The 24,340-nt window shown below is 55.5% G+C and carries 24 protein-coding genes; 14 read left to right on the top strand and 10 right to left on the bottom strand.

The annotated features are described in order from the left end of the window. Positions 1-1,079 precede the first annotated feature (1,079 nt). The 5 genes from ACR0M9_RS20195 to ACR0M9_RS20175 all read left to right on the top strand — a co-directional run bounded on the left by ACR0M9_RS20195 (position 1,080) and on the right by ACR0M9_RS20175 (position 3,615). Positions 1,080-1,421: a hypothetical protein gene (locus tag ACR0M9_RS20195; RefSeq protein ID WP_480473967.1), complete on the top strand. Its 342-nt coding sequence runs from the start codon at positions 1,080-1,082 to the stop codon at positions 1,419-1,421. A gap of 95 nt (positions 1,422-1,516) precedes the next feature. Then, a complete protein-coding gene (locus tag ACR0M9_RS20190; protein WP_480483822.1) occupies positions 1,517-1,948 on the top strand; it encodes a c-type cytochrome in 432 nt (143 codons plus the stop codon). Between the two features lie 10 nt (positions 1,949-1,958). Continuing rightward, complete coding sequence (locus ACR0M9_RS20185; protein WP_480559583.1) at positions 1,959-2,300, top strand: copper resistance CopC family protein; 342 nt, start codon at positions 1,959-1,961, stop codon at positions 2,298-2,300. Between the two features lie 2 nt (positions 2,301-2,302). After that, a complete protein-coding gene (locus ACR0M9_RS20180; RefSeq protein ID WP_480774491.1) occupies positions 2,303-3,169 on the top strand; it encodes a copper resistance D family protein in 867 nt (288 codons plus the stop codon). Between the two features lie 11 nt (positions 3,170-3,180). Beyond that, on the top strand, positions 3,181-3,615 hold the full coding sequence (locus tag ACR0M9_RS20175) for a c-type cytochrome (RefSeq protein WP_480774490.1): 435 nt from the start codon (positions 3,181-3,183) through the stop codon (positions 3,613-3,615). A gap of 338 nt (positions 3,616-3,953) precedes the next feature. On the opposite strand, the gene ACR0M9_RS20170 is transcribed toward ACR0M9_RS20175, so the two are convergent. The 6 genes from ACR0M9_RS20170 to ACR0M9_RS20145 all read right to left on the bottom strand — a co-directional run bounded on the left by ACR0M9_RS20170 (position 3,954) and on the right by ACR0M9_RS20145 (position 7,281). Further along, positions 3,954-4,613 carry a DUF2461 domain-containing protein gene (locus ACR0M9_RS20170; protein ID WP_480774489.1) on the bottom strand — a complete coding sequence of 220 codons (660 nt, stop codon included), beginning with the start codon at positions 4,611-4,613 and terminating at the stop codon, positions 3,954-3,956. 12 nt (positions 4,614-4,625) lie between these two features. Then, positions 4,626-4,970, bottom strand: coding sequence for a TfoX/Sxy family protein (locus ACR0M9_RS20165; RefSeq protein ID WP_480774488.1), 345 nt, complete (start codon positions 4,968-4,970; stop codon positions 4,626-4,628). Next, entirely contained in the window at positions 4,970-5,191 is a 222-nt protein-coding gene (locus ACR0M9_RS20160; protein ID WP_480774487.1) for an MAPEG family protein, read from the bottom strand. Before ACR0M9_RS20160 ends, ACR0M9_RS20165 begins: the two co-directional genes overlap by 1 nt. Positions 5,192-5,215: 24 nt before the next feature. Further along, positions 5,216-5,602: a VOC family protein gene (locus ACR0M9_RS20155; RefSeq protein WP_480774486.1), complete on the bottom strand. Its 387-nt coding sequence runs from the start codon at positions 5,600-5,602 to the stop codon at positions 5,216-5,218. Between the two features lie 68 nt (positions 5,603-5,670). After that, positions 5,671-6,906, bottom strand: coding sequence for an RNA polymerase sigma factor (locus ACR0M9_RS20150; protein ID WP_480774485.1), 1,236 nt, complete (start codon positions 6,904-6,906; stop codon positions 5,671-5,673). A gap of 3 nt (positions 6,907-6,909) precedes the next feature. Beyond that, the gene (locus ACR0M9_RS20145) at positions 6,910-7,281 is read right to left on the bottom strand and encodes a YciI family protein (protein ID WP_480483831.1); all 372 of its coding nucleotides are present in this window, start codon (positions 7,279-7,281) and stop codon (positions 6,910-6,912) included. A gap of 209 nt (positions 7,282-7,490) precedes the next feature. On the opposite strand from ACR0M9_RS20145, the gene ACR0M9_RS20140 reads away from it, so the two are divergent. Then, positions 7,491-9,731 carry a HEAT repeat domain-containing protein gene (locus ACR0M9_RS20140; protein WP_480774484.1) on the top strand — a complete coding sequence of 747 codons (2,241 nt, stop codon included), beginning with the start codon at positions 7,491-7,493 and terminating at the stop codon, positions 9,729-9,731. Positions 9,732-9,830: 99 nt separating this feature from the next. Here the strand turns inward: ACR0M9_RS20140 and ACR0M9_RS20135 are convergent, their stop codons facing one another. Beyond that, on the bottom strand, positions 9,831-10,736 hold the full coding sequence (locus tag ACR0M9_RS20135; protein ID WP_209598847.1) for a LysR substrate-binding domain-containing protein: 906 nt from the start codon (positions 10,734-10,736) through the stop codon (positions 9,831-9,833). 178 nt (positions 10,737-10,914) lie between these two features. On the opposite strand from ACR0M9_RS20135, the gene ugpB reads away from it, so the two are divergent. The 5 genes from ugpB to ACR0M9_RS20110 all read left to right on the top strand — a co-directional run bounded on the left by ugpB (position 10,915) and on the right by ACR0M9_RS20110 (position 16,021). Beyond that, entirely contained in the window at positions 10,915-12,225 is a 1,311-nt protein-coding gene (gene ugpB, locus ACR0M9_RS20130; RefSeq protein ID WP_480483833.1) for a sn-glycerol-3-phosphate ABC transporter substrate-binding protein UgpB, read from the top strand. Positions 12,226-12,288: 63 nt separating this feature from the next. Beyond that, positions 12,289-13,170 (top strand): sn-glycerol-3-phosphate ABC transporter permease UgpA, encoded by an 882-nt coding sequence (gene ugpA, locus ACR0M9_RS20125; protein ID WP_209505975.1) that lies wholly within the window; start codon positions 12,289-12,291, stop codon positions 13,168-13,170. A 20-nt stretch (positions 13,171-13,190) separates the two neighbouring features. Beyond that, entirely contained in the window at positions 13,191-14,027 is an 837-nt protein-coding gene (gene ugpE, locus ACR0M9_RS20120) for a sn-glycerol-3-phosphate ABC transporter permease UgpE (RefSeq protein ID WP_267365578.1), read from the top strand. A gap of 3 nt (positions 14,028-14,030) precedes the next feature. Continuing rightward, on the top strand, positions 14,031-15,086 hold the full coding sequence (ugpC, locus tag ACR0M9_RS20115; RefSeq protein ID WP_480487253.1) for a sn-glycerol-3-phosphate ABC transporter ATP-binding protein UgpC: 1,056 nt from the start codon (positions 14,031-14,033) through the stop codon (positions 15,084-15,086). Then, a complete protein-coding gene (locus ACR0M9_RS20110) occupies positions 15,086-16,021 on the top strand; it encodes a glycerophosphodiester phosphodiesterase family protein (protein ID WP_480774483.1) in 936 nt (311 codons plus the stop codon). The genes ugpC and ACR0M9_RS20110 overlap by 1 nt, the downstream gene beginning before the upstream one ends. 73 nt (positions 16,022-16,094) lie before the next feature. On the opposite strand, the gene ACR0M9_RS20105 is transcribed toward ACR0M9_RS20110, so the two are convergent. Both ACR0M9_RS20105 and ACR0M9_RS20100 read right to left on the bottom strand, forming a co-directional pair. Then, positions 16,095-17,780 carry a tryptophan halogenase family protein gene (locus ACR0M9_RS20105; protein WP_267365576.1) on the bottom strand — a complete coding sequence of 562 codons (1,686 nt, stop codon included), beginning with the start codon at positions 17,778-17,780 and terminating at the stop codon, positions 16,095-16,097. 65 nt (positions 17,781-17,845) lie between these two features. After that, entirely contained in the window at positions 17,846-19,372 is a 1,527-nt protein-coding gene (locus tag ACR0M9_RS20100) for a malonate--CoA ligase (RefSeq protein WP_480774482.1), read from the bottom strand. 280 nt (positions 19,373-19,652) lie between these two features. Between ACR0M9_RS20100 and ACR0M9_RS20095 the strand changes: the two genes are divergently transcribed. Genes ACR0M9_RS20095 through ACR0M9_RS20085 form a run of 3 tightly spaced genes read left to right on the top strand, consistent with a single transcriptional unit; the run spans position 19,653 to position 23,402 of the window. Further along, the gene (locus tag ACR0M9_RS20095; protein WP_480774481.1) at positions 19,653-21,179 is read left to right on the top strand and encodes a DUF4153 domain-containing protein; all 1,527 of its coding nucleotides are present in this window, start codon (positions 19,653-19,655) and stop codon (positions 21,177-21,179) included. Between the two features lie 13 nt (positions 21,180-21,192). Beyond that, positions 21,193-21,885, top strand: coding sequence for a response regulator (locus ACR0M9_RS20090; RefSeq protein WP_480487262.1), 693 nt, complete (start codon positions 21,193-21,195; stop codon positions 21,883-21,885). After that, positions 21,870-23,402, top strand: a complete 1,533-nt coding sequence (locus tag ACR0M9_RS20085; protein WP_480774480.1) for a sensor histidine kinase — start codon at positions 21,870-21,872, stop codon at positions 23,400-23,402. Before ACR0M9_RS20090 ends, ACR0M9_RS20085 begins: the two co-directional genes overlap by 16 nt. Positions 23,403-23,768: 366 nt before the next feature. Here the strand turns inward: ACR0M9_RS20085 and ACR0M9_RS20080 are convergent. After that, positions 23,769-24,340: DUF3604 domain-containing protein (locus ACR0M9_RS20080; RefSeq protein ID WP_480774479.1), on the bottom strand; the 572-nt coding region annotated here is incomplete at its 5' end.

Genomic DNA, 24,340 nt, shown 5'->3' with positions numbered 1-24,340 from the left:
TCAGCATTGGGCTGGAAAAGCCCTGTCGCATTCGAAAGGAAAGTGGCTTAAACGAGCACTTGGGGCGGCACAAAAACGGGACAGGTCCAAAACGGAAGAAACCGCATAGTATTTCGCCGACGCGATCTACACTGAGATCATACATGTTCTTGCAAGCCAGCGTATCGCTGGCTTTTTCTTTGCCATTGAAAGGAAAAACTTTGCTGCAAAAAAGGAATGTTGGGTGCAGCAAACGAGTTACCGCGCATTGATTTCATTGTGCTTTTTCGGGCGAAAAAGGAAAACCTTTGAGGGTCGAGCCAAACAATACAACCAGATAGCAAGCATTAGAGCGGTGTGACACACAGGTGTGACACAAAATGAAGCTGTATGCGTATCTCTCTCTGTCCGACACGGCATCTACTACTTCCGTTGGCCACTGCCCGGCACAAGACCAAGCACCAAACGTCGGGCAGTGCATTGGTCTATCGCCCACCAGCCCCGGAAAACATCATTCCAACGGATCAGAGGCCGACGATGCACTAACAATCAAACTGGACCAGTCAGATGAGGCTGTTCACTATCAACAGCGGCCTCGTGATCACCAAACATAAACTGGCTAAACTGGTTGTTTGCGAGTGCGCCTTTGCTAAGTAGCTTACTCAAACGCCCCACAACGAGCTTCGCCGATAGCGTCATGGTGAGGTCCATAGCAACCCTCTGCACCATGGCCATGCCAGTCACCGTGGTGATGCCTGTCCGTGCATGCGGCCATAGCTATGAGTATAGCCAAAAACGCCACCGTTCCCCGGGTTGCTTTTATGCTGAAGCTCTGACCCATTTGCGAAGCACTTTGCCAACAACTTGGCAAACTACGCTTTGACACATGTCAACACTCAACCACAGCGTCGCCCAAATCACTGCAGTTAGGGGTTTAGTACGAAGGACCTTCTCGTGTTGCTGTCTAGGAAAAGGGGAAGCTTCAATCAATTGTCCGAACAAAAAACTGGTCGTGATCCGAAAAACCAAAGGGCTGGCGTTGTCATGCTTGGTCTGCTGCAGTAGCGTCCTGAACCATGGTCATCCGACGATACTCAATTGTGCTACTAGTCAGCGTTCTGGTCACCCTGACCGGTTTTGGCACCGTTGTTCATGCGCTATCAGATGGCTGCATCGGCCTTCACTGTGAAAGCCACATGCAATCAACAGAACACGCTTCCGTGGCTAAAAATAGCATCGATAAGTCGTCCCCAAACAGCCACCATGACCCGGACAGTTCAGGAACCGGCGAGTGTAATCCCTCTATCTGCCAAGCCATTGTTTTGCTCGCCCAGAACGGAGAAGCCGCGCAGGATCAACGTGAAATTGATCCAGAGTTTCAGATTGGAACTCAAGCCAAGCCGATTGAACCGGATAACCCATACAAGCCCCCTGACCTTTGAAGCAGCGTAAATCCTTGCGAACATCTGCGACCTGCGCGTGCCGCTGTTCGCAGTGAATCGCAGCACTACCAGCTTCCAAAAGTCAGGATCAACTCATGAGAAAAAGTCTCTTATTCATCGGCGCAGGCACCGTCGCAGCCGTCGCCGCTTTCATAACCCTTCGGCCCGGCCCAATCGAAGAGGCCACATCGCCAGAGACAGGCACAGGCGGCGCCATAGTCGCAATTCAGATGCCGCCAATCGAGGGCAACGCAGTAATCGGTCAGCGTGTCTTTGATGTCTCTTGCGCTGCTTGCCACGGCGTCAATGCGGTCGGTGTAGAAGGCGCGGGACCGCCTCTGATCCACAAGATATACGAGCCCAGCCACCACGCTGACGAAGCCTTTCAGAGGGCGGTTTCACAAGGTGTAAGAAGCCATCATTGGCAGTTTGGTGACATGCCGCCGGTCGAGGGATTGACGCGAGGTGACGTTGCCATGGTGATCGCGTACATTCGTGAAATTCAACGTGCCAACGGAATAAATTGAGGACAGGACCATGAAAAAGATCGTAACTCTCGTAATCATGGCTGCTATTCCCAGCGGGGTACTGGCGCATTCCAAGGCCGAAGAAACGACACCTGCCAATGGGGCGACTGTAACCTCTGTGCCCGCTGAAATTGGCCTCAGCTTCACCAAGGACATCCGGCTGACGCGGATAGAGATGGCCCATGAAGAACACTCGGCAGTAAGCCTAGATTTGGGGGACCAGACAAGTTTTAGTCAGGAGTTCACGATCCCACTGCCGGGCAATGGAACCGGCACCTATGTCATCGAGTGGCGTGGTTTAGGTAAAGACGGCCATGCGATGCAGGGCGAGTTTTCCTTTTCCGTGGAATGAGCATGCCAGACATTTGGGGAGTTGTCGCAATCCTCGCAAAGCTGGTGCTCTACATCGGCTTTGCTGGGTCCACCGGGCTTGTCGCCGTTAAGTGCCTTTATTCCGAACTAGTCGCGCCGGTAAGCATTGCGATGAAGCGCCAAGCCTTGGTCTTGGCGTGGCTTTCCCTCGCAGCAACGGTATTTGGTTTCATGCTCCGAGGAGCCGCCTTAACAGGCGGAGTTGACGGCATGGTCGATCCAGAGATGCTTGGCTTGCTTTGGCAGACCTCCGTAGGCGACGTACTTGCTTATCGCCTTTCAGGCGCAGTTTTGATCCTTGTGGGACTGTCTGTTCCTCGCTTTGGTCTATGGATCGCGCTGTTGGGTGGCACATTGGCCATGTGGTCCTTTGCACAGATCGGACATGTACCGGAACTGGAGAGTGTTGGCGTCCAATTGTTGCTGCTGTTGCACCTGCTGTGTGTGGCCTTTTGGGTGGGTATATTTGGCCCGCTGCGGAGTATGGCTCTCATGCCTGAACACCTGACAGATGCAGCAGTGTTAGGGCACAGGTTTGGACAGGCTGCTGCACTTATTGTGCCAACGCTAGTCGCGGCGGGTCTGTGGATGGCTTGGTTGCTTGTCGGCAATCTCCAAGGGCTCTTGTTCACCGGCTACGGGCAGACGCTTTTGATCAAGGTGTTTCTTGTGGCACTGCTGTTGATCCTCGCCGCTGCCAACAAGCTCCGATTTGTTCCGGCCATGCAAAGTGGAGAGGCAATAGCAGCGCAACGCCTCGCCCGATCCATCGAGGTTGAGGCAATAATCGTATTAGTGGTGCTGGCGACAACGGCGACACTCACGAGCGTACTAACGCTTCCGAGTTAAGGTAGGTAGAGATGAACAATCACCTTTGCGCACTGGCTATATGCAGCATTGGTACGAGCCTTGCTGCAGATCATGAGTTGATAGATAGAGACCTAGCGAATGGGCAGGAACTCTACGCAGTGCACTGTGCCTCATGCCATGGAGTGAATCTGGAAGGACAACCTGACTGGCAAACACCCAACGATGACGGGGTGTTGCCCGCGCCACCACATGACGTGACAGGGCACACTTGGCACCACGACAACCAGCTACTGTTCGAGTACACCAGACTAGGTGGGGCAGACACATTGGCAGCACGCGGCATTAAAGACTTCAACAGTGGTATGCCGGGTTTCGAGGGCACGCTGACTAACGAAGATATTTTGGACGTGCTGGGTTACATACGCTCCACATGGCCCGACGATGTTCAGCAAATGCAGGCCAGCCGCAACCTTCCCCACCAGTAAAAGACAGCTGGCCTCGTAAAGGTTTGGACGTACACAGTACACTGTAGCAGGTTGTGCAACTTCAAGTGTGACTTCAAGAGAAGCCACAGTGCAAACAAGAAATCTACAATAGTATTTACGATCAGTGTATCAGGCGTTCGGCGGCGTTTCCCGCAGGCTCCACCATATCCAAACAGAAAAAACAGAGGGCAAACACTGGAGCGGCGTGGCACACAGGTGCGACCCAAAATGAAGCTGCATACTTATCTCTCACTTTTCAGACACAGCGTTGAACGATTGAGGTCGGCACCTTGGCGATATCCATCGAGCCTATGTTCCCCGCATATGGAAAGATGGGGTTACTCGACCCGAGAAAGCAGCAGAAAAACAGGTAAGAGGTCGTCGAACAATTCTATAGTTCTTTCAATGAGGTTTGGTTCGATTGCAAAGGCGGGATTTCCCAGATCCGTCCAGACGGTAAAGCCTTTGCGGCGCAATGCTTCATCATTTGGATGATCTTTGTCAAAACCGGAGGGAACACGTTTCAATTCAGGATCCCCGACCCGGAATCCACGCTTTCGCATCTCAGCGGCAAGCTGTATCACCTCTGCCCCTTTGGGGCCTGCCATCTCTGTTCGAAAGGCATCCAACGCTTCCTTTTCGTACTGAAACACCCCGCAGCCAAGCGCCAGATCATCGGGTGAGAGCCCAAAGAACCACATCGGTGGCTGATCCGCATTCCCGTCAGGGATAAACGCAATATGCAGGTGTGCGTTGTAAGGTGTTTTGTCCTTGGAAAATCGGACATCCCGATGAATACGAAAAATCTTGCTGCTGTGGGTCTGGCCAGTCAGATCAAGCAATGCATCCGCCATGTTATCCGCGAAGTGCCTGCTGGCCTCCTTCAAATGGGTCTCGTAAATTGCTTTGTTGGCTGCAAACCATTCCTTCGTGTTATTGGCCCGCAAGTGCCTGAGAAAACCAAGCGCTGCGGGTGAGAAACTTTCAAATTTGGCCATTGATTTCTCCGTTCAGTCTTTCGCGGGAAGGGCTGCGGCGTGTTCGAGACAAAGGTGTAACCAGCGCAGCAAAGCGGCGTCATCGCAATCACTCTCATCCACGCGGATAAAACCACCCAGTTTGCGTGCACCGTGAATCACTTCCTGAGCCGCAGGGTCCGCCAGCGCAATGCTTTCGTTGTTCTTGCCCACCCGGAACATGAAACGGCCCAGCCCGTCGTTATGCCGCCGCGCCCCGCACAGCATGTTGCCGTTCAAGAAAAAGCAATTGCCACCCATCATACGCTTTTCTGAAATGCCCACATGCGCGGCCAAAGTGTCACGAATGCGTGCGTTGAGGGTTTCATCCACCGGCATCAGCTGGATGCCTCAGGCTGCCGGTGGATCGACGGCGCGAACGAAACATATTCGACGAAGTTTCCATTTGACCGCATTACGCGCAAGAGCCTGTTGCCCCCATCCCATAACGGATGGATACCCGCCTTAGATCGACGCAGGCCAAAAGCAGTCGCCAGTGGAACGGTTACCCAGACCAATACCGCCGCAATAACCTGCACGATGTGCGAATATTGTTCCATCTGCGCCCTCCTTTCAGGCAGTTCTCAGGGTTTCATGCTTTCATAAGTGATCAATGCAAAGCGGGCACCTTGCGGGTCGTTCAGCGTGGCCATGCGACCGACACCCGGCATATCCATCGCGGGTTGAAGAACTGTGGCGCCTTTGGCTTCGGCCTTTGCAACACTCGCATCCACGTCGGCCACCGTGAAGAAGATCGTCCAGCTTCCATGCGCCTCCGGCATTGGTGAAAAGCCTCCGATAGCGGTCTCGCCCACAACTGCGGCCGAATAACTTGACCCATCCTGCATCGGCATATCGCTGATCTTCCAGCCCAGCACATCCTGATAAAAGGATTTGGCCTTGCTCTGATCCGGCCCAGAATGCCCGATCCATCCTGAATTTCCGACAGCCGTCATCTCAAGTATACTCATGGGTACCTCCGTTGGTTACGCCCGCCACATACGGGTCTGACCCTAGGACGTATGAGGAGTGTGTTTTCCTACAGGCCCTCCAATTCTTTTTTGCTAATTTTGATTTTTTCGTTGATCACGTCGCACTCCAACGCGGTGGGAGAAAGCGCCAACACGGTTTCAAAGGCGGAAATGGCGTCTTTATGATCCCCCGCTTCTTGCAAAAGGCCACCTCGCATCGCGTGAAACCAACGATAGTTGGACAGCTCCTGTGACAGCGGATTCATTGCCTTCAAAGCATATTGTGGACCGTGTAGCTTGGCCTGTGCGGCAATCTGGTTGAGCCGGATCACAGGTGTCGGCTGCAATGCGTAAAGGGCGGCGTAGTGGCTTTCGATTAACGCCCAGTTGGTTTCTTCGGACGAGGTTGAACAGGCATGTGCCTGAGCGATTGCAGCCTGGATGATATAGACCCCGCGGTGGCCAATCCGCTGGGCTTTTTGCAACAGCGATGTAGCCTCAGCGATATTCGAGCGATCCCAAAGATCGCGGTTCTGATCGTCGAGTGCGACGAGCTTGCCTTCGGTGTCAATCCGGGCCTGGCGCCGGGCGTGTTGAAACAACAATAGCGCCAGCAATGCGGCCTGCTCGCCCATTGCAGGGAACAATGCGACAAGAAGGCGGGCAAGCCGGATCGCTTCTTTGCATAGCGTGAGCTTGATTTGCTGCGGCCCGGCCGAGGTCGACCACCCTTCGCTGAACATCAGATAAACCATTGTCGAGACTTCACCCAACCGGGCTTGCCTTTCAGCCGGGCTCGGCGTTTCAAAGGCGACCGGGTTATTTGCTATTTTCTTTTTGGCGCGGGTAATGCGCTGTTCCATGGTCTTGGACTTGACCAGAAATCCGCTGGCGATCTCATCGACGCTCAGCCCCGCGACCACCCGCAAGGCGATGGCGATCTGATCCCGCCGATCCAGTTCCGGGTGACAACAGATGAACAGCAAGCGCAGGACATCATCCCGCATCTCATCAGGGTCGGGTGTTTCCGCCGGCATCGGTTGAAACTCCTCTGCGTGGCGCGACAGGATTGCCGCGCGCCGCCGGGATTTGCGTATATCGTCCAGACCCGAATTCCGGGCCGTGGCCAGAAGCCATGCCAATGGATCACGAGGCGCCCCGTCCTGGGGCCAAACCGCCAAGGCTTTCAGGCAGGCGTCGGCAAAGGCCTCCTCTGCGGTGTCCAGATCCCGAAATGCCCGCGTCAGGGCAGCAATGGCGCGCGGGCGTTGTTCAGCAAATGTGGCCTCCAGCCAGACTGACATGATCTATTCCGACGATATGGCTCCCCCGGCCCAGGCCACAGGCCGAACTTCCAGCCGCGCGACCGGTGAAGAGATCAGTTTTGCATGTTCCAACGCCTCCTCAAGATCTTTGAAATCAGCGGCGTAAAACCCAAGGAAGTTTTCCTTGGTCTCGGAAAACGGGCCATCGGTGATCAGGGGGGCAGCACCTTCGGACGCCGCCGGTTCGACCATTACCGCTGACGTTGGCGGCATCAGTTTTATCGACACAAACTCTCCGCGTTCCGACAAAACCGCTTGCAGGGCGCGATGGCCTGACATCACTTCGTCCTGGCGATCTTTCGGCAATGCCTCGAACACGCCCGGTTCCCCATAAATTGTGATTGCGTAGATCATTTTCGCCTCCATGCGTTGGTCGCATTGTGCAAGGACGCGCGACGCCATGCAAATCCGACAACACGCAGAGCCGACAGATTGCCCAGACCGCTTTTGTCTGAAAACCCAGCAGTCCGGGCTTCCATTGCCATCCAGATAACAGGTCGGGGGATTTCAAAAACCGGAGCAAAACCGGCACCTTGAAAACCGGTTCCCAGAAAAATGGCTAAATGGTAGGCTGCGAGACTATGGAAAGCCGGCCAAATCGTCGATTAGCAGCCATCTTAGCCGCCGATATCGCAGGCTATTCAAGATTGGTTGGCTTGGATGAAGAAGGCACCATCGACAAGCTGCGCCGGATCCGCGCTGAAGTTATCGAGCCCTTGATCGCCGGGTATTCAGGGCGCATTGCGAACACAGCCGGTGATAGTTTTCTGATCGAATTCCCCAGCGCAGTCGATGCGGTTCGCGCTGCAGTCGAGATACAGGCCGAACTGTCGAAAAGAAACTCGGATACCGAACCTGATCGCGCAATCGTTTTTCGGATCGGTTTGAATGTTGGCGATGTCGTTTCAAACGCCGACGACATCTTGGGTGATGGTGTCAACGTGGCCGCACGGCTTGAGGCGCTGGCAGAACCTGGGGGGATTATCGCCTCGCAGGCGATTGTCGGATACGCGCGCAACAAGGTGCCCTTCGCCTTTACGCCAATTGGCCCGCAATCCGTCAAAAATATCGCGGACCCCATTGAGGCGTTCCGCGTCGAAACAGATGCGTTGACCCCGGCGGTAAAGCAAAAAACGAAGAAAGCGCCGCGTTTAATGAAGCTGGCTGCAATCCTGATCGTGTTGGGCGCGACCGGGTATATCGGGACAAAGACATGGGAAAAGGGTCAGCTGCGCGCTTCTGAAGCACAGATGGCTTACCCTCTGCCGGACCTGCCCTCGATCGCCGTGCTTCCCTTGACGAATTTCACCAGCGACGCGTCCAACAAGATGTTGATAGATGGCGTTTCCGAGGATCTGATAACGGACTTGTCCCGCATATCAGGGTTATTTGTCATCGCCGGAAACACATCCTTTGCATTTCAGGACCGCGACATTGATGCGGCAGGTTTTGCCGAGAAACTGGGCGTTCGCTATGTCGTTGATGGAAGCCTTAGACGTAGCGGAGAGGGTTTTCGGGTCAACATCCGCCTGACGGACACGTTGAACGGCAGATTGATTTGGGCGGAACGTTTCGACGGTGAAATCGATGAGATCTTCGACCTGCAAAACAACATTGTACTGGCGATTGCGCGCGAGTTGGATGTCCCGCTCGACACGCAAAGCCGGATTGCTATCGAAAACATAGAGACTGAAAAGATCGAGGCGCGCGAAGCGTTCCAGCGCGGGTGGGCGCTTTATTCACGCTTCAATGAACAGGACAATCTGGCCGCAATTCCGCATTTTGAGCGGGCTGTCGAGCTGGACCCGAATTATGCGCGCGCCTGGGCGATGTTAGCTATGGTACACTTGCGACCGCACATCTTCCACCACTGGTCAGGCTTTGCGAATGCTGAAGAGCAGATGCATATCGGGCTGTTCTATAAATACTACCGTGAACTGACGCATCAGGACACCTCGCTTATCCACGTCATCAGGGCAATTGTCGCTCTCAACCTTCCGGACTGGGACAGCGCCGAGGGTGTAAGTCGGGGAACAGAAGAAGCGAGACAAGAAGCCGCGAAAGCCATTGCCCTGCAACCAAGCGACCCTGAAGCGCATGTGACAATGGGATGGGCCTTGATCGCGGGTGGCGAGCCAGAAGAAGGGCTGGCATTTGTACAGGCTGCAATGCGCCTCGACCCGGAATACCCCAGCCACTACGCGCTATTTCAAGGTGCTGCGCTGTTTGCGATGAATGATCTGAAAGGTGCAGAGGCCGTTATTAGGTCTGAGCTGGACCGAAACCCGCAGGCAGTTGAGTTGATGCCATTTGCAGCGTCGGTTCTGGCCTTGAATGGCGATCGAAGCAGCGCGCGTGCAATGATCGAACAATGGCAGAATGGAAAAAACGAGAAGGTTCTGGGCGAAGCGGTGCGCGATTATTTCTTTATCGTGCGATGGATCGGCGAGCATCAGCATTTGAACAATCGCTTGAAAATCGGCCTTCAATTGGCCGCGCTTCCGCCGAGCACGACAGTTGCGAGCCTCAAAGCTGATCTGATGCGCGGAGATGCCAAGGAACAACGTGACGCGGCTCAGTCTTTGGCGCTCTTTGGAGCTGACGCAGCCCCAGCCGTTCCGGAACTGATCATGCTGTTGGGCAGCCCTTCGGTTTTTGTCAGAAAAGAAGCCGCCAACGCATTGGGTGAAATCGGCGGGAAAGCATCCCCCGCTTTGCCTGCATTGGAAGCAGCCGCAGACGGGTCTTTGTCGGGTAGATTTGCCGCCCGAGCCATTGAACAGATACGCGGAGCCTCACAATAACGACGACTTTGGGCGTATTCGATCCCTTGGCTCCTGCTTTTTCTGGAGAGTGTTGGCTGGAAACGCGGGCAGGTATCCTTCGTCCCGGTGACCGCAGCCTCACGCAAGTGTTCTGAACGCATTCAGACTTTCGCTGAAATGCTCGATGAACTCCAGTGTTATCAAAGACGGCTGCTTCAGAACCGGGCGTACCAGCGAAAGTGTATGCGGCAAAAACGGCTTGAATGGCCTGTAGCTTAGCCCCCGGTCTGTGTAATGGACAGCGTCCAGTTCGCTGACGATTGAGACACCAACGCCTTTTATGGCCAATTCACATGCCGCCGTGAATTGCCGGACTTCGATATGAGAGTTGAGTGTAACATTGGCCTGCTGAAATGCCTTCGAAAGCCGTCCGAAAAAGTCGCTGTCGCGCCGCGTATGTATGATGTTCTCATCTGCAAGATCGGATGGCGTCACCTCCGAGAGGTTCTCAAGCGCGTGATTTTTCGGGAATACGCAAACCGTGCGCACATCTACATTTCTGCTTTCGACCCCCGGATGACCGTTAAAGCCATCGGTGATTCCAAAGTCATATTGTTCGCCAACCATCCATTCCAATATCCGTTCCGGCCTGTCCGGTTCGATCGTCATGGTGACACCTGGCCGGTCTTTCAGAAAACTTGCCACAACATCCGGCAGATGGCTGGTGGCGAAACCGGGCAGGCAGGCGACGCGGATATGCCCGGCTTTACGCTGTGTGATATTCTGACTCGCGTCCGATATCTGCTTCATCAATTCCAGGACACGGTCCACGCTGGGTTGCAGATAGCGAACTTCCTGGGTTGGCACCAATCGCCCTTTGCGGCGATCAAAAAGTTGAAAACCAAACGATTTTTCAAGATCCGACAGCAACCTGCTGACAGCTGGTTGGCTCACCCCCAAATCGGCGGCCGCTGCTGTGACCGAACCATTGGTGGTCACCGCCATGAGTGCTTCCAATTGCCGAATTCTCAAAGTTTGTCTCATTGCAGACCCAGTTCCGCTTTTTTATTCACACTGTATAACATTGTATTATGTTTTTTGCCAATAAGTAGGGCTTGAATTATATTTCTGTAACGGTAACGTCGTGAAATCGTCATGTGTGTCGAATACGCGTTGCAGTCGGTACTCAACGAAGCATCAAACCTGATGCATGGGAGGAATCATGAAAAAGAATTTGCTTGGCGCTCTTGCCGTTACAACTGCCTTGTCCCCCTTGGCGGCAATGGCACAAACCGAAGTTCAATTCTGGCATGCCTTTACCGGCCGCCTTGGCGAACTTGTCAAAGCGCAGGTTGAAGAATTCAACGCCGGTCAGGATGAGTTTGTCGTGGTCGAAAGCCACAAGGGCAACTATTCAGAAACCCTGAACGCTGGCATTGCCGCTTTCCGTGCTGGCGAACAGCCACACATCCTGATGGTTTTCGAGGTTGGCACCGCAACGATGATGTCAGCAAAAGGCGCGATCAAGCCGGTCTACGAAGTCATGGCTGAAAGTGGCGCGTCTTTTGATCCCGATGCCTATATCGGCGCGGTGAAGGGTTACTACACCACCACCGACGGTGATATGTTGTCGCTGCCGTTCAACTCGTCCACGCCGGTCTTGTGGGTCAACCGCGACGCCATGCAGGCGGCAGGTGTTGATCCTGATACTGACCTGTCAACTTGGGAAAAAGTCGGCGATGTGCTGGAGCAACTCAAAGCCGGAGGCGAGGACTGCCCGCTGGTGACGGCATGGCAAAGCTGGATTCACCTGGAAAACCTGTCAGCCTATCACAACGTTCCGTTTGCATCGCAGGACAATGGTTTTGCCGGTCTGGACACAGAACTGATGCTGAACGGCCCGGTACAGGTCGCGCACCTGAGCGCCATGGGTGACTGGGCCAAGGATGGGAAATTCATCTATACCGGTCGCAGAAATGAAGGCGGCGCAAACTTCAGGGCCGGAGAATGTGCCTTGTTCACCGAAAGCTCGGCCGGGTATGCCGGGATCAAAGCCGAGGCCGAGTTCGACTTTGATGTGCGCCCGCTGCCGTATTGGGAAGCGGTCACAAGCGAGCCTCAAAACACCATCATCGGCGGTGCATCCCTATGGGTGATGGAAGGTCATGATCCCGAAGAATACAAAGGCGTTGGCGAGTTCCTTAGCTTCTTGTCCTCGTCCGACGTTCAGGCGGCATGGCACCAGAATACCGGCTATCTTCCGATTACCGCAGAAGCCGGTGAAGCGACTCGTGCGGCCGGTTTCTATGATGAAAACCCGGGCACCGATATCGCTGTGATCCAGATGACCGCGAAAGAGCCGACAGCAAATTCGAAAGGTCTGCGTCTGGGATCGTTCGATCAAATTCGCGGTATAATCGATGAGGAACTTGAGGCCATCTGGGCCGGTGAGAAAACTGCCCAGGAAGCCATGGACAGCGCAAAAGAACGCGGTGACGCGCTTCTGCGCAGGTTCGAATCGGCGAATCAATAAACCTCTGAAATCCGGTGCGGGCTCGGCAGAGCCCGCATCCACTTTTCCCGGCGGGTCATCAGGATGGAAAAACGCGTCACATTCCGCGGCTGGCTGTTGCCATTGGCGCTGATCGCCCCACAGGTCGTCATTTCTGCCGTATTCTTCTTTTATCCCGCTGCACAAGCTGTGTGGCAGTCGCTGTTCATCCCAGATCCGTTCGGGTTGTCGTCCAAGTTCGTCGGTCTGGGCAATTTTGAATTTCTGCTAAGCGACAAGTTTTATCGCGCATCCTTCGTAACCACGGCGGTGTTTTCGACGCTTGTTACGCTCTGCTCCATGATCCCGGCCCTGTTTCTGGCTGTCATTGCAGATCGGCTGATCAAAGGATCCGGAGCTTATCGGACGCTGCTGATTTGGCCTTATGCAGTCGCTCCCGCGGTTGCAGGTGTGCTCTGGCTGTTCATGTTCAACACGCGCGTCGGTGTCGTGTCGTGGTATCTTGGACAGCTGGGCTATGACTGGAACCACGTCTTGAATGGCACCGAGGCGATGGGGCTTGTGGTTGTCGCTTCGGCCTGGGGGCGCATCAGTTATAACTTTTTGTTCTTCTTCGCCGCACTCCAGTCGGTTCCGCGGTCGGTCATCGAGGCCGCAGCGATCGATGGCGCACGGTTCTGGCGCAGGTTTTTCACGATTGTCCTGCCGTTGCTGTCACCGACAGCGTTTTTCCTGCTTGTAGTGAATGTGGTCTATGCGTTCTTTGAAACTTTCGGCGTAATCCACACAATCACCGGTGGCGGTCCGCAGCAGGCCACGACCATTCTGGTCTACAAAGTCTTTTCAGACGGGTTCGTCGGTCAGGATCTGGGCTCGTCTTCGGCGCAATCGGTCATTTTGCTGATTGTCGTCGGCCTTCTGACCGTCATTCAGTTCAAGTACGTGGAAAAGAGGGTGCATTACTGATGGCAGCCCAACAGCACGGAATGGTCGAAAAGCGCGGAGCGGGTATCTGGCTGACACATGCCCTGATGATCCTTGGCGTTCTGGTCATCTTCTTTCCGATTTGGCTGGCATTTGTCGCCTCAACCGTTACCCAGCCGGAAGTTGTATCACCACCCATGCCGCTTTTGCCGGGTGATCAGTTCTGGGAGAACTACAAGGCAGCCCTGTTTTCCGGCGTGAATGTCCCCGTCGCAACGATGCTGTTCAACAGCCTTGTGATGGCCATCGGGATCGCAGTGGGCAAGATCGTCATTTCACTGCTGTCGGCATTTGCAATCGTCTATTTCCGCTTTCCCGGTCGAACAACATTCTTTTGGCTGATCTTCCTGACCCTTATGTTGCCGGTCGAAGTGCGCATCGTTCCGACATTTGAGGTCGTGGCCGGGTTCGGCATGCTCAACAGCTATTACGGGCTGATCTTTCCGCTGATCGCCTCGGCCACGGCGACCTTCCTGTTCCGTCAGTTCTTTCTGACAATCCCGGACGAGCTGGCCGAAGCTGCGCGTGTGGATGGTGCCCGGCCTATGCGGTTTTTCATCGATATCGTCGTACCGATGAGCCGGACAAACATCGCGGCACTGTTCGTCATCCTGTTTATCTATGGGTGGAACCAGTATCTGTGGCCGCTGCTTATCACCACCGACCCTGAAATGAACACCATTGTGATGGGCATCAAGCAGATGTTCCCGTCTGGCGATGATGTAGCTGATTGGCCGGTCATCATGGCAACCTCCATTCTGGCGATGATCCCGCCGGTCATCGTGGTGGTGTCGATGCAAAAGCTTTTTGTCCGCGGCCTTGTTGATAGCGAGAAATAGAAAATGGCAACAGTAACCCTGGAGAATGTCAAGAAGAGCTTTGGCCCGACAGATGTCATACATGGCATCGACATCCACATCGAAGATGGCGAGTTTATTGTCATCGTCGGCCCTTCGGGCTGCGGAAAATCCACGCTGTTGCGGATGGTGGCAGGGCTTGAGACCGTGACCGCGGGTGAAATCCGGATTGGTGCGGAACGGGCCAACGAAAAAGAGCCGATGGATCGCGACATTGCCATGGTGTTCCAGAACTATGCGCTCTACCCGCATATGTCGGTCCGGCAGAACATGGGCTATGGCCTGAAGATCGCAGGGTTGCCCAAGGCCCAGATCGATCAAAAAGTGACCGAGGCGGCCAGGCTATTGCAGCTTGAACCATTGCTGGATCGCAAACCCAGACAATTGTCAGGCGGCCAACGTCAGAGAGTGGCTATGGGTCGCGCGATTGTCCGTGAACCTGCGGTGTTCCTGTTTGACGAGCCTCTTTCGAACCTGGACGCAAAGCTTCGCGTGCAGATGCGGCTTGAGATTCGTGAACTACAGGAAAAACTGGGGATCACGTCGCTTTATGTAACCCACGATCAGGTTGAAGCCATGACAATGGCCGACAGGATGATCGTCATGAACGGCGGTATCGCCGAACAGGTTGGCACACCGCTAGAGGTATACGAAACGCCAAGAACCCTGTTTGCGGCACAGTTCATCGGCAGCCCCGCGATGAATGTCTTTGAGGCCCAACGCGAAAACGGAACCGTCATGATTGGTGGGGTCGCGGTTGGTTCGTCGCAGGGCCCTGATACTGCATTCAAGCTGGGGGTACGACCCGAGCATCTATTGCTGGATGACAATGGCACAATTGAGGCTACGATTCAGATGGCAGAGCCACTGGGGGCAAACACGCTGTTGCACGGTCAACTGACCGGCTTGGGCGATCCGATCACGATCAGCCTTCCGGGTGTGCACCCGATCGAAGGCCGACATCCGAACATGCGGTTTTCTGTGTCCTCAGACCATATGCATATGTTTGACCGATCCACCGGTGAAAGGCTGGAAGGCTGATGGCATTCCCTCAGGTCGAGGCTTTCCGGGGGGGCGACAACCTGATCCGCATCGTAGGCCACCGGGGTGCGCGAGGTGTGTTGCCTGAAAACAGCATGATTGGCTTCGACTTTTCGCTGTCCATTGGCGTGCCGCTTCTGGAGTTTGACGTTGTTCTCACGGCTGACGACATCCCTGTCATAACCCATAATCACCGGCTGCACGCCCCCAGTTTTCGCGATGCTGACGGTCAGTTTTTGACCGGGGAAGAGCCGAAGGTTTCAACCCTGACATTCGAGCAGATTCAGAAGTTCGATGTCGGGCGGTTGGATGGGAATTCTGCCTATGGTCAGCGTTTTCCTGATCAGGCACAAATGGATGGCGTTCGCGTTCCAAGGCTGCTTGACCTGCTGGATCTGGTGAGTGACCCCCAACATAGCGATGCCTGTCTGATGCTCGAGCTGAAGTCGGACCCCGATTTGGCCCATGACGCGCGCTACAGAGAGAAGTTTGTCCGTCTTGTCCTGCAAGAGGTCCGTTCCAGGGCCCTGTCGTCGCGCGCCGTTCTGCACAGTTTCGACTGGAATCTGTTGGAAGAATGTCAGCGGCAAGCGCCTGATATGCCATCTTCTTATCTGACCCAACTTCCCGAAAACGCCGAGGATGTAGGGGAGGATTCTTCAAAAGCAGTCTGCCCGGATTTTCGAGGCCGCAAAGGCGATATTCCGCTATTGGTCAAGCAAGCGGGCGGCTCACTGTGGTGCCCGTACTATGCGGATGTAACTGCTGAAAACGTCGAACTGGCCAAAGATTTGGGCCTTTGCGTTGCGGTCTGGACGGTCAATGACCCTGAAGATATTGCCAGGATGATCGACCTGCGTGTGGATGCCATTGTTTCTGATTATCCGGGTCGGGTTCAAAGGCACTTGTCTGACCGGGGTAAAAACTGGCGCTAAACCGCCCTGAAGGCCGGGGCTGAATGCCTCGTCCTTCAGTTTCTTAAATTTCCTTCGTAAGGGCAGAGAACCGCTAGAACAGTTGCAAATCCTTCGCGCCGCTTTGGATTTCAGCAAAGTTCGGCATGTTCTGGATCGTAACAGGTGCGGGTTTCGTGCCCGGCATCGCAACCGTCGGTTTCGCCACGTTCGCCATCCCAAAGACCGGTTTTTCCAGCTCACCCCGGATATCGCGCAGCAGCGTTTTATGATCCGGCATCACTTTGACTATCTGCGCAAGATCCTCTTTCGCACGCTGCATGCCCTGGAACCAGATCACTTTCTTCAACGGTCGCAAACGATCTCGGATGCCGGTACCGTAACCCGTATCATAGACCTGTTTACCCAACAGAACCGTTTGATAAACACGATGGTCAAACAGCGTGGCAAATTCCACATCGTGATCCATCGGCAGACGGTGCTGCCACAGCTCCAGATTCTCGGCCAGCCGATCCGGTATCTTCATCTCTGTCCGCGCGTCGATCCAATAGGGATCATCCTTTCGGTTGCCCAATCGGTAGTGCAGGCAGATGAATTCCAGAACCTCGTTATAAAGCTTGTCCATCTGCCGGTTGTATCTTGCCCGCAGTGACGGTGCGACGTCGCGCGTCGGCAAGTGTTCTGCAAACCAGCGCACTGCGTGGTCAATCATGTGGATCGCGGTACTTTCCAACGGCTCGATAAACCCGCCGGACAGACCAATTGCCACACAATTCTTGACCCAGGCATTGCGCACGCGCCCGACGCGCATCGGGATGATCCGCGGTGTCAAACCCTTGCCGCTGTCACCCAGCCATTCAAGATATTCGTCGGCCGCCTGATCATCCGTTCGATGCGCCGAGGAGAACACATAGCCTGTACCCACACGATTGTAGAGCGGCACCCGCCACGTCCACCCCGCGCCCAGCGCGGTCGACCGCGTGAGGCTTTCGATTTTATTGGGATTGCGGTGTTCAACCTGCAACGCCATGGCGCGGTCATTGGGCAGATAGTCCGAATAATCCAAAAACGGCTCGCCCAGTGCCTGATTGATGATCAGGCCGCGGAACCCGGTGCAATCGATGACCATTTCGATGTCATGACGTCCTGCCCGCTCCAGCATCAGATGGCTGACGTTGCCTTGTTCATCCAGCTCGACCTTCTGTACCTCGTCCTGGATATGCTCGACGCCGCGCTTTGTGCAGACCGTGGTAAGCATACCCGCAAACTTCACCGCATCCAGATGATAGGCATAGCCAAAACGCTGTTCAAACTCGGGCTGACCCAGCTGCCGCGCGCCTTTGCACAGACGTCCCAGATGATCGTGAGGCGAGATGGACTGTGTAAAGTCCCGCTCTCCGTTGCCAAAGCGCAGGAAATACTCGGCGGCGTCCAACCCTTCCAGCATCTGGCCATGGGCAAAGGGGTTCACGTAATCGATGCGTTTTCCTTTGGGGTCTTTGTTCCAGTTGCAGAACTTCACACCCAGCTTGAAGGACGCGTTTGTCTCGCGGAAAAAATCCCGTTCGGAAATGCCCGCCTGACGCAGCGTGACCGGCATGCGCGGCACCGTAGCCTCACCAACACCCACGGTCGAGATATTGGGGCTTTCGATCAGGCAGATATGTGGTCGGTCTTTTGTTGCTGAAGTGCGTGAAAACACCATGTCCAGGATCAACGCGGTCATCCAGCCTGCCGTGCCGCCACCTACGATGGTGATTTTGCGCAAACGATTGTTCATATTCTTCTGTCCCCATTGGTTTTGAGGACTATATCAAGTTTCCGACGCTTATCTAGGCTCTGCCATTATGTGCCTTGTGACCCGGCTTTGAACATGCCCCTAAACTGGTCACGCAAGATGTTCTTTTGGACTTTTCCCATTGTATTGCGGGGCAATTCACCCAGTTGAATAAGCGTGCGGGGATGTTTGAACCGCGCCAGGCTGTCGCGCACTGCAACCATGACCGCGTCGAGATCCGGAGACTGCCCGGGTTCCGCTACAATCAGGCCCAGCACGGTTTCACCGAAGTCGGGATGCGGCACGCCGATCACTGCGCTCTCCAGAACACCGGGGTGGCTGTCCAGAACCAGCTCAATTTCCTTGGGGTAGATATTGTAGCCACCCGAGATGATCAGGTCCTTGTTGCGCCCGACGATATGGACATACCCATCTTCGTCGACCCGTCCCAGATCACCGGTGATGAAAAACCCGTTTTCGCGCAGCTCGGCAGCCGTCTTTTCCGGCATCTGCCAATATCCCTTGAACACGTTTGGGCCACGCACTTCGATCTCACCGATTTCACCCTTCGGCAAGGGGTCGCCGACTGCATCGCATATCTTCAGTTCGACCCCCGGCAAGGGAAACCCGACCGTGCCCGCGCGACGTTCGCCGTCATAGGGGTTTGAGGTGTTCATATTGGTTTCAGTCATGCCATAGCGTTCTAGGATACGATGCCCGGTACGCTCCTGGAATTGTGCATGGGTATCCGCCAGCAATGGGGCCGATCCCGATACGAACAAGCGCATATGTTTGGTCAGCTCGCTGGTAAAACGCGCGTCTGCCAGCAGGCGCGTATAGAAGGTCGGAACGCCCATCATCGACGTAGTGTCGGGCATCCTGTTAATGATCTGATCAGGGTCGAATTTTGGCAGCCAGATCATGCTTCCGCCGACAGCCAGAATGATATTGGTGGCCACAAACAGCCCATGCGTGTGAAAGATCGGCAGCGCGTGCAACAGAACGTCTTCCGACGTGAACCGCCACTCTTTGACCAGTGTCCGTGCATTGGACAACAGGTTGTTCTGGGTCAGCATCGCGCCCTTTGAACGTCCGGTGGTGCCCGACGTATAAAGAAACGCTGCCAGATCCTCACCATCCCGATCCACAGTCGCAAAGCTGTCTGGCATTGCTGCCGCCAGATCCATCAGCGAGCCCGAGCCATCCGCATTCAGCGTTTCCACCCTGCCCCCAAAACGCTCGGCAATCGGGGTCAGTTGGTCTTTGCTTCGGCCATCGCAGACAACAAGTGACGCGCCGCTGTTTTCGATGAAATACGTCAGCTCGTCCACGGTATAGGCGGTGTTCAGCGGCAGGAAAACCAGACCGGCCTGCGCGCATGCTGCGTATAGCGCCAGCGCCTCAGGCGATTTATCGACCTGAGCCGCAACCCGGTCCCCGGGTTTTAGGCCCAGTTGCGTGGCCACATGGGCGATCCGGGCGGCTGTGCTCAGAAAGTTTTGATAGGTGACGGTCGTCCCGTCTGTCAGGTGCAGGAAAGCCGTATCTTTGTCGGCGTGAATGCCAAACAGATCATCATAGAGAGGGTTAGCCATGTTCGATCCTCCGTTTCCCCAGCCATAACGGCGAACCGCTTCTCAGGGGAAGGTTCAACTGTGTCACACTGCGCTTTTGCTTGCAGTTCAATGTCTGGACACGTCGCATTTATTGCGCGGCGCGAGTTGCAGCTCGGAAATCGTGGTTGGTAATGCCTTTCACCGCCTCTGCACATTTTCTGCACGAAAGCCCCATGAAGGCTGCGGATACGTCGCGCCAAAGATGCAATCGCCGCAGGCATTCTGCCGGGAACACAAACCTGCAAGCAGGAGACGGGACATGAGGCAGGAACTGACAATTCGCGGCGTGCCGGACAGCATCGTGCTGGACGCGTGGTGGCTGGGAAAGATGGACGAAGTCCCCCGATGGAGAGGCAACAGACGACAGCAGAGTGGTTCTCTGATGTCCACGCTGAAAATGCGCCATGCAATCCCGCTTCTTGCATCGCTGGTGGCGCTTGCTGATTGGTTGTTTTGGGAACAGCCGCTAGGCATTTCTGTCTCAGTCTTCGCGCTGGTCTTGTCCGCCGCGATCATGGCGATGAAACCCCGGCGTGCGACTGCAAAGGAGTGGTCAATAGCCGCCGCATTTGCCTTGATCACCAACCTGCCGGTGGCCATCGATTTGCAGCTTCTATCATTATTGTTCAGCCTCGCTGGTTTAGTCAGTCTGGCCACCTGGGCGCTATTCGGTCAGGCTGTAAACGAACGTCTGCTGCTGCGAACCGCCCTGCGACTGCCTTCCATCGGTGCGACGTTTTTGCTGCGCGACACATGTCGCACCGCGGTGGCCGCCGATCTTGGGTCCGACAGCCGCCGCCACGCAGCATCGCTGGCCTTGCCCCTGCTATTGGGTGCGGTCTTCCTTGCGTTGCTGGCCGCCGCCAATCCGGTGCTGGAAGACCTTCTGGCAGAGCTGGACCCAAGTCTTCTGTTCGAAGGGTACTTCTGGCTGCGACTTCTGTTCTGGAGCGTGATGGCCTCGCTGCTGTGGCCGTTCCTAAACCTCAGCGATCCATGGCTGGGCGGCATTGCCCGCCCCGCCACCATGCCAAAGACAGGCCCAAGCCGGGCCGCATTTCTGATCAATCCAATCTCGGTGCGCAATTCGCTGTTACTGTTCAACCTGTTGTTCCTTGTACAAACCGTGATGGACCTTGGTATCCTGACCGGGGGTGTATCCCTGCCTCAAGGGATGAGCTATGCCGCTTATGCCCATCGGGGTGCTTATCCGCTGGTGGTTACGGCCCTGTTGGCGGGCGTATTCACTCTGGTCACTCACAGCATGATCGGTGCGGACCGGACGTTGCGCATTCTGATCTACACGTGGTTGGCGCAGAACGTGTTCCTGGTGATGACAGCTGCTATCAGGCTGCATCATTACGTCGACGCCTATGCGCTTACCTATTTGCGGGTGGCCGCCTTTATCTGGATGGCACTGGTTCTCACCGGATTGCTGCTGACCGTGGTGCAAATCCATCGCGGCTTCGATACAATCTGGCTTCTGCGGCGTTGTTTTGCAGCGCTTCTGGTAGTCTTGTATACCTGCAACTTTGTGAATTTCGCATCAGTCATTGCCAGCTATAATCTGAGCCACGGCAGCGCTCTGATGCAACAGGACACTGGTTACATATGCAGCCTTGGTGCTGATGCTTACCCAGCAATCCGTGATCATGAAACCAGAACCGGACAGCAAGTCTGTGACGCGTGGATGCGATATGATCTGAAAAAGGATGCAATCACCAACTGGCGCGAATGGGGCTTTCGGAGATGGCGGATACAAGCCTATTATCGGCAGCAGAGTTGAAGGACCCCATTTGATGCCTGCACGCATTCTTGTTGTCGACGATGATCCGGATATCCTTGAGGTAACAAGGTTCGCGATTGAAAAGGCAGGCTATGCGCCACTTCTGGCCAGCGACGGCCTGACCGCGCTTGATACAAACCGTCAGGAAAGCCCCGACTTGATCGTGCTGGATATCGGGCTGCCCGAAAAGGATGGTCTGGAAGTATGCAGGGACATCCGCAAATCCTCGGACGTGCCGATCCTGTTCCTGACCGCCCGTGATGACGAGGTCGACCGTATCGTCGGGCTGGAGCTGGGCGCCGATGATTATCTGACGAAACCCTTTTCCCCACGCGAATTGGTGGCCCGGATCAAGGCCATTCTGAAACGCAGCGCTCCGACACCTGCCCAGCCCGATCCGGTGTTGTCGCAAGGCAGCCTGCACCTGGATGCAGAGCGTCACCTGTGCAGGTTCGCGTCAACCCCTGTGACGCTGACCGGATCGGAATTTCGGCTGCTGGCAACTCTGATGGCCCGTCCCGACCGCGTTCTGTCAAGGGCGCAGCTGATCGATGCGCTTTACGGCTACAACATCCACGTCTCGGACCGCACCATTGACAGCCATATACGCAATGTCCGTGCCAAACTGGCCCAGGCCGGCTGTGCCGAAGGGATCGTGACCATTCACGGTGTCGGCCTCAGGATGGGCGCATGCACGCCCGGCTGAACCGCAAATGGCGCCCCAGATTGTGGACCATCGTTCTGCTGGTGCTGGGTATTGTCTTGTGCCTGCCCTTTGCCGGGCTGATCCTGTTCCGTTTTTACGACAGCCAACTGGTGCAACAGACCGAAGAAAGCCTGCTGACACAGGCTGCGGTTATGTCAGCGGCGTATGCCGAGCTTTATGCAGATGCAGCCGGGATCAAGCCGCCCCGCCCGAGTGCAATCTCAACTGAGCACGCGGTGTTCCCTTCACTGTCGGTCAATCGCGAAACGGTTCTGCCGCCGCGCCCGGACGCGCGACCCGCAACCGTCCGACCCGGTTCGGTTCATCAGGCCATTGCCATCCCGCTAAGCCGCATCGCCAACGCCGCCCAGGCGCAAACCCTTGCGGGTTACCGGATGCTGGATGTCGATGGGAACGTGTTTGCCGGAACCGCGGAAATCGGGCAGAAACTGGGCCATGTTGACGAGGTTCGCGAGGCCCTTTCGGGTAATACTGTCTCGGTCGCGCGCACCCGCGTGCGCGAGGATGCAACGCCTGCGCTTTATACCCTCAGCCGCGGTGCCCGCGTGCGCGTTTTCGTGGCGATGCCAGTGTACGTGGATCAGACCTTGATCGGGGCGGTTTACCTGAGCCGCACCCCGAACCATATTTTCCGTTTTCTGTACGGCGAACGTTTCAACCTTGCCAAAGCCGCGGCATTTGTCGCTTTGTCCACGGCGCTTATCGGGTACGTGTTCTGGCGGTTCATCACCCGGCCGATCCACCTGTTAATCCAGCGCAGCCACGTGGCGGGCCACGGTGGTCAGGCATGGGAACCACCAGACCAACTTGGCACGCGGGAAATCGCGGATCTGAGCCAGAGCTTTCAATCGCTGACGGAACGCTTGCAGGACAAGCAGGATGGATTGAAAACGTACACCGCCCATGTCACCCACGAGCTGAAGTCACCCCTCACTGCCCTGAAAGGCGCCGCAGAGCTGCTGCGCGACGATGATTTGCCACCCGCGCAGAAACACCGCCTGCTGGACACTGTAGACAAAGGTGGAAAGCGGATGGAGGATCTGCTGGCCAACATGCGCGCCTTCAGCCTTGCCGATCAGAGCGCCATTAACGGTACATGCTGTCTGAACGACATCACTGATCAGCTCGTCCAGACTTTCCCGGCGCTTGCGATCAAGGCTGAGAACAATCACCTGCCCTTACCCGTCGCGGCGCCCACCCTGCACATCATGCTGACACATATGCTTGAGAACGCTCAGCAACACGGCGCGCAGAATGCCGTGCTGACAGCCTATCAGGTCGACGGTGTCATCTGCCTAAAAATCGCAGATAATGGCGCCGGTATCAGTGAAGGGAACAAGGACAAGGTTTTGCAGCCCTTCTTTACGACAAAAAGAGAGGCCGGTGGCACAGGTATGGGCCTGAATATTGTCAAAGCGACCATGGAAGCAATTGGTGGGCAACTCAGTGTTGTGCCAAGCAACCAAGGCGCTTGTTTTCTTCTGATTTTTAATTAATCGGGCGCGCAAGCCGCCTGTAAAAGGGGCAACATTCGCTGTTCAGAAGCTCGGAGGTTCTGTCTATCGAACCGCAGTCGCAGACTTTGCGCTTAGCCGCCATTCGCTCTGACACCGCTGCGCGTTTTGGCACATCAATGTCCGAGTGGCGTCAACTTTGCTAAGGATTAGTTCGGGTTGATCACCAAAAGTGAGACAGGTCCGACGCTTTCCAAATGGCTCTTTCCGAACGCCGCCGCCAGCATATTGTTCAGGTTGTGTCGTGTCTTTCCACCGAGACCTGTTTTCGCACGAGAGGCGGTACCACTCTCAACCGCACCATCGAACAGTCGATCGCGTTATTTTCAACCCAAACTTGGCAATCAGTCAGCCTTGCGGCGTGTACCAGATTGGAGACGTGTAGGCACGCTCCTGCTGCGAAGTAGGAGCGCCTTCAGGGATGTCGATACCGTAGCGGTATGCGTCGTAGACGTACCAGGGTGGTGTCGGAATCTCGAGCACACGCGCGTAATAGAAAGCCGGGCGCGCCGGGTCGAATTCAGGATCAATCCAGATTGTCGCAAGTTCCGCGGCACCAATGGTGTTGGTCCAGGTTGCGGAAGCAACATCCACAGTATCACCAACGGGCGGAACCTTTCCGTCGCTGCCAGTTTCGCGTTCGTCTGACCAGGCGACGTCAAAGACTTTCTCATCGGTCGTCCCGTCCTCATTGAGCCAACCTTTCACGATTTGCACGCGGTCGAGGTTAGCGCCAATTGGATCACGAAGGGCTGCCACCATGAACCTTGGTGCCTGTGCACCTTCGGAGGGGGCCCTAAGGTCGGCACCCATCGGTACGCCTTTTGCATTGGACCTGTCCCGTTTTTGTGCCGCCCCAAGTGCTCGTTTAAGCCACTTTCCTTTCGAATGCGACAGGGCTTTTCCAGCCCAATGCTGAG

Source organism: Ruegeria sp. CH2 (genome assembly GCF_056537065.1).
The sequence above is the reverse complement of the archived record's forward strand: the minus strand, read 5'-3'. Positions and strand labels throughout refer to the sequence as shown.